The 14,720-nt window shown below is 57.1% G+C and carries 10 protein-coding genes; 8 read left to right on the top strand and 2 right to left on the bottom strand.

Going from position 1 to position 14,720, the window contains the following annotated elements; genetic code table 11:
- Positions 1-51: 51 nt before the first annotated feature.
- Positions 52-1,722, bottom strand: a complete 1,671-nt coding sequence (locus F5984_RS00280; RefSeq protein ID WP_152121729.1) for an NHL repeat-containing protein — start codon at positions 1,720-1,722, stop codon at positions 52-54.
- Positions 1,723-2,021: 299 nt separating this feature from the next.
- Positions 2,022-2,753 (bottom strand): NUDIX hydrolase, encoded by a 732-nt coding sequence (locus tag F5984_RS00275; protein ID WP_185155375.1) that lies wholly within the window; start codon positions 2,751-2,753, stop codon positions 2,022-2,024.
- A gap of 140 nt (positions 2,754-2,893) precedes the next feature.
- Between F5984_RS00275 and F5984_RS00270 the strand changes: the two genes are divergently transcribed.
- The 8 genes from F5984_RS00270 (at position 2,894) to F5984_RS00235 (ending at position 14,691) form a co-directional block, all read left to right on the top strand.
- Positions 2,894-6,925: a glycosyl hydrolase gene (locus F5984_RS00270; protein ID WP_152121727.1), complete on the top strand. Its 4,032-nt coding sequence runs from the start codon at positions 2,894-2,896 to the stop codon at positions 6,923-6,925.
- A gap of 9 nt (positions 6,926-6,934) precedes the next feature.
- Complete coding sequence (locus F5984_RS00265; RefSeq protein ID WP_152121725.1) at positions 6,935-7,813, top strand: alpha/beta hydrolase; 879 nt, start codon at positions 6,935-6,937, stop codon at positions 7,811-7,813.
- Between the two features lie 259 nt (positions 7,814-8,072).
- Positions 8,073-8,966, top strand: a complete 894-nt coding sequence (locus tag F5984_RS00260; RefSeq protein WP_152121724.1) for an alpha/beta hydrolase — start codon at positions 8,073-8,075, stop codon at positions 8,964-8,966.
- An 8-nt stretch (positions 8,967-8,974) separates the two neighbouring features.
- The gene (locus F5984_RS00255; protein WP_152121722.1) at positions 8,975-10,531 is read left to right on the top strand and encodes a carboxylesterase/lipase family protein; all 1,557 of its coding nucleotides are present in this window, start codon (positions 8,975-8,977) and stop codon (positions 10,529-10,531) included.
- Between the two features lie 34 nt (positions 10,532-10,565).
- A complete protein-coding gene (locus F5984_RS00250) occupies positions 10,566-12,191 on the top strand; it encodes a carboxylesterase/lipase family protein (RefSeq protein WP_152121720.1) in 1,626 nt (541 codons plus the stop codon).
- 354 nt (positions 12,192-12,545) lie between these two features.
- A complete protein-coding gene (gene ygiD, locus F5984_RS00245) occupies positions 12,546-13,379 on the top strand; it encodes a 4,5-DOPA-extradiol-dioxygenase (protein ID WP_152123096.1) in 834 nt (277 codons plus the stop codon).
- A gap of 11 nt (positions 13,380-13,390) precedes the next feature.
- Entirely contained in the window at positions 13,391-14,314 is a 924-nt protein-coding gene (locus tag F5984_RS00240; RefSeq protein WP_152121718.1) for a pirin family protein, read from the top strand.
- Between the two features lie 179 nt (positions 14,315-14,493).
- Entirely contained in the window at positions 14,494-14,691 is a 198-nt protein-coding gene (locus F5984_RS00235; RefSeq protein WP_152121716.1) for a cysteine-rich CWC family protein, read from the top strand.
- The last annotated feature ends 29 nt before the right edge of the window (positions 14,692-14,720 follow it).

Genomic DNA, 14,720 nt, shown 5'->3' with positions numbered 1-14,720 from the left:
CAATTCAATTACCACCCGGCGGCTCACCTATTTACTTCTCTACTTGACGACTCAATTCGATGCGCCAACCTGCAAGCGGGAACCCGAAGTAAACTGTAGTTTACCCCCTGCCCCCTGCCTGATTTGCTTCGTGATGAGTGGGCCGCCTACCGGCACCGTGACGGCATGATTGATGGTGACCACATCGGTAGACGAGGGTATACAACCGCACGACCAAGTAGACGTTTGATTCCACGAGCCGGCCTGCACCGAATAATGATTCATGACATTGCTCCCGGTAAGTTTAACAATAAACGCATCCTGAAAACCAGCTGACGACAGGTTAAACACGCCTGAATTTGGGTCAGCATCCATTGTTTGCTCGAAGTTACCTGTCAGATGCATATCGCCAACAGCATCAATGTTCATTGCCCGCGCATTGTCATAGCCGGGACTACCTATACTTCGTGCCCACAAAAGCTGCCCATCCGGACTGAGCTTAATTGCGAAGGCATCTTCTACACCCACTGCATTTAAGTTGGTTGTACCCGGCCCGGGGTCGAAATCCACCGTTTCCCGAAAGGTCCCGGCCACATAAATATTTCCCGTTTTATCCACACCCACCGCATTCCCTGCATCAAAGTTGCTACTACCCATCGTTTTTGCCCAGATCAAAGTACCGTTCAAATCGTATCGGCAAACGAAAATATCTGTGTAAATACTACCCGTACCGAGCGTGACTCCAGGGCCGAATGTAGCAGTTCCGGTGAAGGACCCCGTCACACATACACCCTGATCGGGCATAACCGCGCCCGAAGACGCGTTATCGCCACTGGTGCCCCCCATTTGCCTTACCCACATCAAATTACCCTCCGTATTAAGCTTACACACAAATCCATCGCTTTGGCCTGCCGTTAGGGTGTATACCCCCGGACCGGGGTCAAAATCGGCTGTTGACCCAAATCGTCCGGTGACATAAATCCGTTCCGACGCATCCAGCGAAATAGAGGATGGATAGTCGAATTCAGTACCGCCTATGATTCGTACCCAGACAAAATTTCCATCCCGATCCAGCTGCCATACAAAAATATCGGGGGCGTAATCACTCCGTGACACAAACTGGGTTACGCCGGGGCCGGGATCAAAATCAGCCGTATTCGTAAACGCCCCTGTTATATAGATCGAGCCCAACGAATTGATCGTCAGCGCGTACCCCCGATCTTCGCCTACGCCCCCCACGCGCCGAACCCAAACCAGACCGCCGGACCCATCCAGCTTGCAAACAAACGCATCAAAATCGCCCGCAGAAGTAATATTAAAGACATTTGCACTCGGGTCGAAGTCGGCGGTAGCTTTGAAAAATCCGGTAAAACAGACGTTTCCAAGGGCATCAACCGCTATAGAGTAAGCAAAATCGTCGCCCGGTCCACCAAAGCTCTTCGCCCAAACGAAATTACCAGCGGCATCAAATTTGGTCACGAAAAGATCGTTTAGCCCCGTTGACGTCAGGTTGGCCGTACCCGGTCCCGGATCAAAATCGACCGTTCCGCCATAGCGCCCGGCGGTGTACACGTTACCACCAAAATCGGTAGTGATGGCGAAACCGGCATCACTTAAGTTCGATGAAGAGCCCCCCACACGCTTTGCCCAGACAAAACTTTGCGCCTGCGCATTAGCCATCACAAACAGGCTAACCATTAACCCTACCCAAAAACACCTGACCGGCTGTAAACAGACATTCATAGATGTAAAATGCATCTGGAAAGAAGAAGAAGATTATACAATCAATTAGCAGTTGTCGTGCTCAGATCTGCCATAGCTCGTATTCGTTACCGTATACTGTTATGCTTACAAATACACTTTAAGTCTATAAACATAACTGGCTAATAGTTAGACAGATACGACATCAGTTCTGCAAGTATAGTCTATTTATTTTTGTATAAAAAAATAGGGTATTATATACAAACAAGTAAGAATTGGCCACAACAAAGCACCCGAACAGAGTAATTCGGGTGGCCTGACTGAACGAATAAGAAAGGTTATCAAGCCTGGCTTTCGCTTCGTGTAAACCGGTACAGATACGGGGCCTTGTGCGGGGTGCCGGCCCGGCGCTCCGTCAGCCGTTCGAGCGTACCCGACGCCATCATCTTCTTGTAAAAATTGCGGGCATCGAGCGGGTGGCCCAGAATCGTTTCGTGCAGCCGTTGCAGCTCAGGAATGGTGAATGACTCGGGCAGGAGGTGGCTGATGGGCTGATCGTTGAGCTGACGGCGCAACGCCCGAGTCGCTACCTCGATTATGTGATTGTGGTCGAAAAGTAGGCCGGGCACTTCGTCGAGGGGCCACCAACGGCACTCCTCGGTCAGGAAATCGGGCGTAGGCACCACTTTTGAGTGCTCCACCAAGGCATAGTAACCAATCGAAATGGTGCGCTCCGACCAGCTATCAGCGTCGACGTTCAGGTTGATTTTGCGCCAAACGGCGTCCTGATCGTACCGAACCACCGCGCCGAATACGTGAAATTGTTGCAGAAATAGCTCGTTTAGGCCTGTCCGTTCCTGCATCACACGCTCAGCCGCTTCATCGACCGACTCCGTTTTCCGGATAAAACCACCGGGCAGGCACCACTCATTAGTACCTTTCCAGCGCAGGAGCAGCACGTTAAGCTGGTTCTGATGGAAACCAAAAATCACCCCGTCGATAGACAGGTAACGGATACACTGTTCGGCGACCTCTTTCTGGAAATTTTTAGTCGGTTGATTATAATCCATCATAAAATTTTACAATTAAGGGAGGGATAAGGCAGGAGGAATAGCACCTTTACGTACTTTTGACGTAAAGATAAACAATCGGTCTACTTACCCGTAAGCAACGGACCCAGGATGGTTTATCAGCCCAATCCAATGCCTTTTTGATGAAACGTCGACAATTTCTTAAAAAAACCTCAACGGCGGGCCTTGTCGCGCTCATTACCCCGCGCGGTCTGGTGCAATTTGGGCAGCAGGTGGCCGAGAGCGGCACGCTCGTTGATCGGTTTCAGAACCCTCCGCATACGGCCCAGCCACAAACCTGGTGGCACTGGATGAACGGCAACGTAACCCGTGAAGGAATCACGCTCGATCTGGAAGCCATGCAGCAAATCGGGCTGGGTGGGTTTCAGAATTTCGACGCTGGCACGGGTATTCCCAAAGGCCCGGTTCAGTACCTGAGCCCCGAGTGGCTGGCCCTCAAAGAACACACCATTCGCGAAGCCGAACGGCTGGGGCTTGAGTTCACTATGCACAACTGCCCCGGCTGGTCGTCGAGTGGAGGGCCGTGGATTACGCCCGAACTGGCCATGCAACAGCTCACCTGGAGCGAAACGGGCATTACCGGGGGCGGGTCTATACAAGTACCGCTTCCTAACCCAGCGGCCAAATTGGATTTCTATCAGGATGTAGCCGTGGTGGCGTTTCCGGCCCTGCCGGGCGAAGGCGCTCTGGATAAACTGGCCCAATCGCTAACACTCGGTACCCAGCCCATTTCAGCCGCTCAGCTAACTACCGGCATCGCTCTCGATACGCCCACCACCTACCTGCAAATAGCCCTCAAATCGGCGGCCACCATCCGTTCGGTAAGTTTTGCGGGGAGCCGCATGGGCACGGGGGGCGGGGGCTTTGGCGGAGGGCCGGCCGTGACGGTTGAGGCTTCGGACGACGGTACGCTGTTTCGGAAGCTGACCACCGGAAGCCTGACGGATGGGGTTACGGTGCTGGAATTCGGGGCAACATCGACCCGGCACATCCGGCTGTCGGCGGCCGCGCCTGTCCGGCTGGCACAGCTGAGTGTTTCGGGAGCTACCCGCCTGACCGACTGGCGCAAGAAAGCTAATTATACCTTTGCCGGGGTAGCCGGTATGCAACCCCAAACGGCCACCGTTCCGGCCGAGTCGATTATTGCGCCCGACTCGATTATTGACCTAACTAGCCGGGTCGATAAAAACGGCCTGCTCACGTGGGACGCCCCCGCCGGACGCTGGACGATCCTGCGCCTGGGCTACACCCCTACCGGTAGTCTCAACCGATCGGCACCCGACACGGGCGTGGGTCTCGAATGCGATAAATTCAGCGCCACGGCCATCACGTTCCATTTCAACAAGATGATGGAGCAGCTCTTGCCTACCCTCAAACCGCTGGCTAAGGCTGGCAAGGTGGGCTTGCTGATCGACAGTTACGAGGTGGGTATGCAAAACTGGACACCCCGGTTCGAGCTGACCTTTGGGCAACGCAACGGCTACCCGCTGTTCCGCTATTTTCCGGCGCTGACAGGTCGCGTGGTTGGCTCTGCCGACGATACCGAGCGGTTTTTGTGGGATTTTCGCCGGACACAGGCCGACCTGATCGCCGACAATTATTACGGCCAATTCACTTCACTCTGCCATCAGCACAACCTTATTTCGTACACCGAGCCCTACGACCGGGGGCCCATGGAAGAGATGCAGATTGGGGCGCGGGTTGATGTGAACATGGGTGAGTTCTGGAACGGGCTATCGAGCATTTTTCAGAACAACTGGACCATGCGCCGAACCACCAAACTGGCCGCGTCGATTGCCCATATCAACGGGCAGCGCATTGGCGACTTTCAGGTGGTGGGTGCCGAAGCCTTCACGGCCGAGCCCGAGTCGGCCCGGTGGCAGGAGTACCCGTTTGCCATGAAGGCCCTGGGCGATAAGCTCTTTACCGAAGGACTTAACCGGGTTATTTTTCACCGGTACGCGCACCAGCCCCACCCCACCGCCGAGCCCGGCATGACTATGGGCCCCTGGGGCATTCACTTCGACCGGACCAATACCTGGTGGAAACCCGCCAAAGCCTGGATCAGCTACCTGTCGCGGTGCCAGAGTTTGCTCCAACAAGGCCTTTTTGTGGCCGACATTGCGTATTTCACGGGTGAAGATGGCAATGGGTACGCCCTTATCAACCCAGAAAACCTCGTGCCGCCCCCGCCCATCGGCTACGATTATGACCTGATCAACGGCGAAACACTGCTGACCCGTGCCAGCGTTCGGAACAACCGCCTGACCCTACCCGACGGACTGAGTTACGGGGTACTGGTATTACAAAATACGAAGGCGATGAGCCTGGCGCTACTCCGCAAACTACAGGAGTTGGTGCGGCAGGGGCTGACCGTAGTTGGCAACCGCCCCGAGCGGTGGCTGGGCCTCCGCGGGGGACCTAATGCCGCTATTGAATTTGGGCAACTGGTAGCCGAAATCTGGGGGTCGGCAAGTGCCGCTACCCCAAATCGGCTGGGGCAAGGGCAGGTGTTTAGCCCGCAACCCCTCGCCGACTTACTCTCGAAACTAGGCATTACACCCGACGTCATGGTTTGGTCGTCGACAGGTGCCGCCCCGGTTACCGCTATTCACCGGAAAATCGACAACGCGGAGGTCTATTTTCTGGCCAATCAGCGCCGAACCACCGAGAGCCTGCTGGTCAGTTTCCGGGTTACCAACCAACAGCCCGAACTATGGGACCCCGACACGGGTACCATTACCCCTGTGGGCGTGTACGACCTCGCCGACGGACGGGTACAGGTACCGCTTACGCTGGGGCCGTCGGGCTCGGTCTTTGTGGTATTTCGGTCGGCGGCCCCGGCCCGACGCATTCAGTCGGTGCTGGCGGGCAAAACGCCCATTTTGAGTGTACAACCCCCAATTACTCAACCGGCCCGGCCGTACGAGTCGGTGACGAATACGTTTACCCTTAGTTTGTGGGCCAAGCCTGAGCTGAATATCATGCTCACGACCCGCAACTTCATGGAAGGCATTGCCGATCCCTGGACCGACAATTACGCCATTTACCCGGCTTCGGGGCAGGCCCTATACGGTGCGGGTCATGCTACCTGCGGCCTCACGGTCGGGCGCAACGGGGTGGCCGTTTGGGAACGGGGCGCGGGCAAACCCGTGCTCGTACTGGCAGCACCCACCCCTATTTCGGGCTGGAGCCACGTGGCCGTCGTGTATCAGGACGGTGCCCCCGCGGTGTACGTGAATGGCAAGCTGATTGAACAAGGCAAAAAAGGCACGGCCATTGTCCACCCGGCTCTCGGTCAGGCTCAACTAAGCGATGGGGCTTCGTTTTACAACGGCGACATGACCGAGCCCCAACTCACACCCGCAGCCCTCGCGCCCGAACGCATCGCACAGGCTGCGGCTGGCGTACCGCCCCTCCCGTCAGAAAGGCGGCTCATCGACATAGCCACAACCGAAAAAGCCGGACTGCTAATCTGGCAAAATGGTCGGTATACCCTCCGTGACAGTGACGGTCGCGGCACAGCACTCAATGTATCAGGGCTACCCAAACCAATTGAGCTGACGGCCCCGTGGACGGTGGCTTTTCAGGCCAATCGGGGGGCACCGGCCCAGATTACCCTGCCCCAGCTGATGTCGTTGCACCGGCATTCGGAGCCGGGTGTGCGGTACTTTTCGGGGACGGCCACGTATAGCCAAACGTTCAATGTGCCGGGAGCAAGCCTGGCCGCTAACCGCCGGGTGATACTCGATTTAGGACGGGTCGAAGTGATCGCCGAAGTGCGCGTGAACGGCAAAGAGCTCGGTACGCTCTGGAAACGACCGTATCAACTCGACATTACGGAAGCCCTGAAAGCAGGGGCCAATACGCTCGATGTTAGGGTGACCAACGGCTGGCCCAATCGGCTCATTGGCGACGCTCAATTACCCGATGCCGACACCTTTACGGCCGGAGCCGGGGCGGGCGGGTTTGCCAGTCTCTCGAACGGGGCTATCCAGGCCTTACCCGACTGGTACAAGCAAGGCAAGCCCAAACCCACCGACGGCCGCGTGACCTTTACAACCTGGAAACATTACGATAAAAATGCCCCCCTGCTCGAAGCGGGCCTGATTGGGCCGGTGCGGCTACACGTAGGTGCATGGGTGGCTATCTAAGCAGAAACTATGAAAAAGTCTATTACCTTACTCGCGCTTCTGTGCCTGCCCCTGCTGGGCTGGTGCGCGCAGGCCGACACACTCGACGTTCCGAGTGCGGCTATGAAACGGCCCATGCGGGCGGCCGTAGTATTGCCCGAATCGTACAAATCGGCAGCCAGGAGCAAAACCGCTTTCCCGGTGCTGTACCTGTTGCACGGGGGTGGAGGCCAATTCAGCGACTGGCTTAAGCAAACACCCGACAAAATGGCCGTGCACCGGCTGGCCGATCAGTACAACCTCATCATTGTGATGCCCGAAGGCGACCGGCTGGGTGGTTATCTCGACAGTCAGGTCCAAAAAGACAACCTCTTTGAAACCTACGTCTCGAAAGAAGTGGTCGAGAAAATTGACAACACCTACCGCACCATCCGCGACCGCAAAGGCCGGGTCATTACGGGCCTGAGCATGGGCGGGCATGGTGCGTTGTACCTGGCTACCCGGCACCCAGAGTTGTACTGCGCGGCCGGTAGCATGAGCGGTGCCCTCGACCTGAACTACAAAAACTGGCGCATTAACCCAGAGTTTGAAAAGGCCGTGGAAAGCGGCTTCAGCCGGATTCTGGGGCCGCTGGGCGCTTCGCCCGACCTGTACGCGGCCAACTCGGTGGTGAATATGGTAGACCGGATGAAGGCAAACGGCCAGAAACTGATCATCGACTGTGGTGTCGACGATTTTCTGATTGAGCCCAACCGCGAGCTACACCGTCGGCTGGTGTACGCCAAAGTGGAGCACGACTACACCGAACGGCCCGGTGGTCATACCTGGGATTACTGGCAAAACTCATTGCCTTACCACGTCTTGTTTTTCAGCAACATCCTCCGCGCCAACGGTACGCTGCTGCCCTGAGCTCGTTTATCGTTTTTTGTTTTGGGTCTCTGTACTGGACATTAAATGTTGGATAGTAGACGTTAGACATCCCTACAGAATGGTAGTAAGTCTAACGTCCAGTGTCTGAAGTCCGAAGGTCCAGTACTGAAGTTTTGGGTTTATGGTGACCAGCGCTCCGATGGAGGGTTTTGGTAGAAGCCCCAACAAACCGAAAACATGACCTATTGATCTGCAAAAAACTCCTTCACAAAAACCAAAAACAATACACCAAGAACCCATGAAAAAACCAATTGCCAAACTATTACTCCTGACCTTGACCTTCCTACTGGCGGGGTCGGCATGGGCGGCCAAAGTAGATACCATTGATGTGCCAAGTGCCAGCATGAACCGCACATTGCGGGCGGCTGTGGTGCTGCCCGACCGGTACGTGAAAGCCAAAAAACGTGACGCCCGGCCCTTTCCGGTCCTATACCTGCTGCATGGTGGCTCGGGCAGTTTCCGTGACTGGCTCACCAAAACACCCGACAAAACCCTGCTCCACCGGCTCGCCGACCAATACAACCTCATCATTGTCACGCCCGACGGCGACCCCACGAGCTATTATTTCGACAGTCCACTCGTCAAGTCGAGTCAGTTTGAGACGTTCATCGCAAAAGAGCTGGTCGAGAAGATTGACAACAGCTACCGCACCGTGCGCGACAAAAAAGGCCGCGTGATTGCGGGCCTGAGCATGGGCGGGCACGGTGCCCTGTTCATATCGAGCCGCCACCCCGAGCTGTACGCGGCCGCCGGGAGCATGAGCGGAGTCATGAACATCAACACGGCCACCTGGAAAGTGCCGGCCGAGTTTGCCAAATCGCGGGCCGACAACCTGGCCCGGCTGCTGGGACCACCCCAACCGGGCGACTCCCCCTACCCCGGCTACACGATGGTTACGCTGGCCGACCGGCTCAAAGCCAACAAGCTACCCCTGATGCTTGATATTGGGGTCGATGATTTTCTGATTGAAGGTAACCGCGACCTGCACCGCCAACTGGTAGCCAACCAAACCCCGCACGACTACCTCGAACGGCCCGGCGCCCATACCTGGGAGTACTGGGACAACGCCCTGCCCTATCAGGTTCTGTTCTTCAGCAAAATCCTAAACGCCAACGGGGTGCTTATTCCCTAATCAGACCGATGAAAAAATCATTCATGCTCCTGCTCGGAAGCCTGCTTGTGGTAGCGGCTGCGCTGGCGTTCCGGCCTGCCCTCCGCGATACGGACCCCGTTGCCATAACCGGTGGCCGGATTTCGGGCACGCACAGCACTCAGGGCGATGTTCAGATTTTCCGGGGCATTCCGTTTGCGGCCCCGCCCGTGGGGAATCTGCGCTGGAAAGCCCCGCAGCCCGTACAACCCTGGACGGGTGTGCGCCGGTGCGACACCTTCGGGCCGAGTCCCGTGCAGGGCGTACCGGCCCCGTTTGGCCCGTGGAGTGCCGAGTACCTGATTCCGAAAGAACCCATAGGCGAGGATTGCCTCTACCTGAATGTCTGGACACAACGCCGGTCGGGCCCGAAACAGCCGGTGCTGGTGTGGGTGTATGGCGGGGGGTTCAACAGCGGGGGTAGTGGGGTACCGATTTACGACGGCGAAGCGATGGCCCGCAAAGGCATCGTCTTTGTGAGCTTCAACTACCGGGTAGGCTCGCTCGGCTTTTTTGCCCACCCCGAACTCACCCGCGAGTCGGGCCGGGGGGCATCGGGCAACTACGGCCTGATGGATCAGGTAGCGGCCCTGCGGTGGGTAAACCAAAACATTGCTCAGTTTGGGGGCGACCCCAACAATGTTACCATCGCGGGCCAATCGGCCGGGTCGATGAGTGTAAACTGTTTGGTAGCCACTCCGCTGGCGAAAGGGCTTTTCCAGAAAGCGATTGCCCAAAGTGGGGCCAACATGGCTGCGCCCGGCCCTTCTTTACAACAGGCCGAAGAAAGTGGAGTGAAACTGGCTCAGGCCCTCGGAGCCACCACCCTGGCCGACCTGCGGGCGTTGCCAGCGAGTCAGATTATCCAGAAGGCAGCAGGCACTCGCGGGCCCATTGTAGACGGGTACGTGCTTCCCCAACCGATTCCGGCCATTTTTGCCGCCCGCCAGCAAAACGATGTGGTCCTGCTGACCGGCTGGAATGAAGACGAAGGGATGCGGTTTGGGCCACCCCAGACAGCCGAAGCGTACCGGAAGCAGATTGAGCAACAGCAGGGCCCTAACGCGGCCGATTTTCTGCAGCACTACCCCGCCAACACCGACGCGGAAGCGGCTACCTCGCAGATGCGGGTATCGCGGGATATGATTTTCGGGGCGCAAAACTACGCCTGGGCTAACCTGCAAAGCAGACAGGGAAAGCCCGTGTTTGTGTACCGGTTCCGACGGAAAGTACCCGCTACGGGTGAGTACGCCCACTATGGCGCGTTTCATACCGGCGAGGTGGCCTACGCCTACGATAATCTGCGGTTTATCGACAAAAGCCTGCGCCCCCTGCAACCAGCCGACGACGAACTGGCCCGTCAAATGTCGGCGTACTGGGCCAACTTTATCCGTACCGGCAACCCCAACGGCACGGGCCTGCCCACGTGGCCCGCGTACTCGGTAGGGTCGAAACAGGTGCTGATGCTCGATACCCAAATTGGTGCCCATCCCCTGCCCGACAGTGCCGCGCTCGATTTCCTGTTTAAAACCATGAGTCGCCCCTAAAACAGTTCAGAATTCACGTACAAACCCAATTCCTATGCAGTTCTCCAAAACCCTTTTGTGGCTGGCCGCGCTGGCTACGCCCTTGCTCACTACGGCGCAAGCCCCTAAAACCACTACGCCCGTTGTAGCGGGTAAAGACGTAGCCGTGGTATCGACCGAGTCGGGCAAGGTGCGCGGTTATGTTCACAACGGCACCTACACGTTCAAGGGCATTCCGTACGCCAAAGCAGAGCGGTTTATGGCCCCTACCAAACCCGATACCTGGACAGGCGTGCGCTCGTCTACAACGTACGGGCCGGTTTGCCCCATCGACCCCACCACCACGGTCAATGATGAAATTGAGTTCTCGTTTCAGCACAACTGGGGCTACATGAACGAAAACTGCCTGAGCCTGAACGTTTGGTCGCCCCAACTGACGGCGGCCAAAGCGCCCCGGCCGGTACTGGTGTGGTTCCACGGCGGTGGGTTCTCGGCCGGATCGTCGGTAGAGTTGCCGTCGTACGATGGTGAAAATCTGGCCAAAAAAGGCGATGTGGTCGTCGTGACGGTCAATCACCGGCTCAACCTACTGGGTTTTCTGGACCTTTCGTCGTTTGGCGACAAATACAAAAACTCCGCCAACACCGGTATGCTCGACCTGCTGGCATCGTTGCAATGGGTGAAACAAAACATTGCTCAGTTTGGGGGCGACCCGAACAACGTCACCATCTTCGGGCAATCGGGCGGGGGTGGCAAAGTGACTACGCTCATGAACGCACCGTCGGCCAAAGGGCTGTTTCACAAAGCGATTGTGCAAAGCGGCAGCTACCTGAGCAGTTTCACGAGCCGGGCATTGGCCCAGAAAGTAGGAGCCGCCATGCTCGACGAGCTGAAGCTGCAACCTTCGCAGGTCGATTCGCTGCAAACGATGTCGTATGAGCGTCTGAGTGCAGCCAGCAAGCGCGCCCTGCGCAAGGTCAACGAAAGCCTCAAACCGGAGGAGCGTTCGGGCTTTGGGCTGGGCTGGGGGCCGGTACTGGATGGCTTGTTCCTCCCCTACCAACCAAGCGATGCAGCCGCCCGCGAACTGGCTAAAACCATTCCGCTGCTGGTGGGTTCGACCAAAACCGAGTTTGGCCCGTTTAACCCCGCTAACCGCGAAACTGACCTGAACAACGCCAAAGCAAGCCTGCAAAAGCGGATGGGCGACAAAACCGATGCCTATATGGCCGCCGTTCGGAAAGCGTACCCCGAAACCGCCAAAGCCTCGGATTACCTTGACGTGGACATCAATTTCCGGGCGGGTGCCATCCGGCAGGCCAACCAAAAAGCCGTGGCCGATGCCGCGCCCGTGTATATGTACCTGTTTAGCTGGGCTTCGCCCGTTAACGACGGCATGTACAAATCGATGCACTGCATGGAACTGCCGTTTGTATTCGACAACATCAGCCGGTGCGAAGAAATGACGGGCGGAGGCAAAGAGGCTCATCTGCTCGCCGACCGCATGAGTCGGGCTTGGGTGGCCTTTGCGCGTACCGGCAACCCCAACCACAAGGGTTTGCCCAACTGGCCCGCGTACAACCCGCAAACCGGAGCTACCATGCTGTTCGACAATACGTGTCAGGTGAAAAACAACCCCGACAAAGAGCTGCTCGAACTGGCCCTGGGCAAACCGTTGTAAGCGCGTTCGGCCAGGAATTGGCACGCGGATGACACCGATTGAGCTGATATACGCGGATTAATAAAGGGAATGCATACATCGACCCGATGCGCATTATCCGCGTTCTATCACGTCATAGTACATAAGTGAATGAACAATGTAAAATGAACAATTGTACTACCTACTGACAATCGGCCATTTCATCATACATTTTACATTATTCATTTTACTTTTAATTCTGCTCTACTTGGTTGCGTTTGAATTAGTCCTTAACAGCGTAGCCCCGAACCAGTTGGCGGGGCTACGCTGTTGTGTTTGTAGACCACCATGAAACGTACACACTTTCTGCAAACGCTCCTGACCGGAGCCCTTGGTATGAACACCTTATCGGCTTTCGAGCAATTTACCGATACACTGCCCGAAGGCGAAACCCTGATGCCCGTCTTGTTTGTGGGCCACGGGTCGCCCATGAACGGGATTGAAGACAACGATTTCAGCCGACGCTGGAAACAGATGGCAACCGAGATTCCGACTCCGAAGGCGGTGCTGGTGGTGTCGGCCCACTGGTTTACGCGGGGCACCAAAATCACGGCGATGGACAAACCCCAGACCATTCATGATTTTGGGGGTTTCCCGCAGGCCTTGTTCGATGTGCAGTACCCCGCCCCCGGCAACCCCGCACTGGCGAAGGAGACGGCCGCCCTCATCCGGTCGACACCCGTAGAGCTGAGTCACGACTGGGGCCTCGACCACGGCACCTGGACCATTGTGCGGCATATGTACCCACAAGCCACTATTCCGGTGCTTCAATTGAGCATTGATTTCACCAAAGGGCCGCAGTACCACTACGACCTGGCCCGCGAGCTGTACGCGCTCCGCCGAAAAGGCGTGCTTATTATGGGCAGCGGCAATATGGTGCATAACCTCCGTATGGTGGCCTGGGACAAACTGAACGAACCAAGCTACGGTTACGACTGGGCCATCAGCCTCAACGATACGTTTAAGCAACTCATCAGCCAAAACGACGTAAAGCCCCTGATCAATTACAGCAGCCTCGGCCGCGAAGGAGCCCTCGCTATTCCAACGCCTGAACATTACCTGCCCCTGTTGTACACGCTCGGCCTCCGGACGGGCAAAGACGCCGTATCGTTTTTCAATGACCGGGCCGTGGGTGGTTCACTCACCATGACATCGGTCCGAATTGGTTAACTACACACCCTATGCTCGATCAGATCATCGACGCCCGCGCGGCCTCACTTGGCAACGGATTTAGTGTCCGGCGGATTCTGCCCTACCGGCTCCGGCGGATGCTCGGGCCGTTTATTTTCATGGATCATGCCGGGCCGGTAAACATCATGCCCGACCGGGTGGCCGACATGGACGTGCTGCCACACCCGCACATCGGCCTCTCTACGGTCAGCTACCTGTTCGATGGGCAGGTGACCCACCGCGATAGCCTTGGGGTACAGCAGGTGATCCGGCCGGGCGAGGTGAACTGGATGACGGCCGGCAGCGGCATTGCCCATTCTGAGCGATTCGAAGACCCCGCCATGCTGGCCGGGGGCAAGCTGGAGATGATTCAGACGTGGGTAGCCTTGCCCGAAGCCGACGAAGAACGTGCGCCCACTTTTGAAAACTATCAACCTGATATTCTGCCCGTGTTTACGGACAAGGGTATCTGGATGCGCCTGATTGCGGGCGACGCCTTTGGGCTCACCAACACCGTAAAAACGCACTCGCCCCTGTTTTATGCCCATGTGGTGTTAGAGGCCGGTACGCGGTTCGGGTTGCCACGCGGTCATGCCGAACGGGGGGCGTATGTGGCCAAAGGGAGCGTGGAGGTCAATGGACATCGGTACGGCGTGGGTCAGTTGCTGGTGTTTACGCCCGGCATCGACCCGGTACTGGTGGCCCACGAAACCTGCACGCTTATGCTGCTTGGCGGAGAGCCGCTGGGTGAGCGATTTATCTGGTGGAACTTCGTATCGTCGCGCCGGGACCGGATTGAGCAAGCCAAAGCTGACTGGGAAGCGGGCCGCATTGCGTTGCCTCCCAACGACAACGCCGAATTTATTCCGCTCCCGCACGACAACTCCCGGCCGGCCGGGGCTCCGCACACCCCCCCACCGCCCCCGCTCTCGTAAGTAACCGGCCCGCGCCAGGCAAAAAGAAAGCCTGACTCCAGCAGAGTCAGGCTTTGCCAGTTGTGTATAGCCTTACTTATCCATGAATAGGCACGCTGGTGGGCCGCATTGTTTCGCTATCAGCCCCACCGAGTGAGGCTACGGTATATCTTTACCCCATCCAACAATCTTTCAGACCCATGCCCGCTGACGAACCAACCCGCTGCCCACGTTGCCACCGGCCGTTTGCATGCCGGGCCGCCACCATCCATAACTGCCAATGCGCGGCTGTGCCTCTCACCCCTGCCCAACGGACCTACATTGCCGCCCGTTACGAAGGGTGCCTCTGCGCCGATTGCCTGCGGGCGCTTGCCGAAACTGACCGAGAGGCAAGTTAGATTGCTGCCCCCCGAAAACTCCCGTCCAT

Source organism: Rudanella paleaurantiibacter (assembly GCF_009184635.1).
Taxonomy (GTDB): domain Bacteria; phylum Bacteroidota; class Bacteroidia; order Cytophagales; family Spirosomataceae; genus Rudanella; species Rudanella paleaurantiibacter.
Note: the sequence above shows the minus strand (reverse complement) of the source record. Positions and strands in the feature narration are given on the sequence as shown.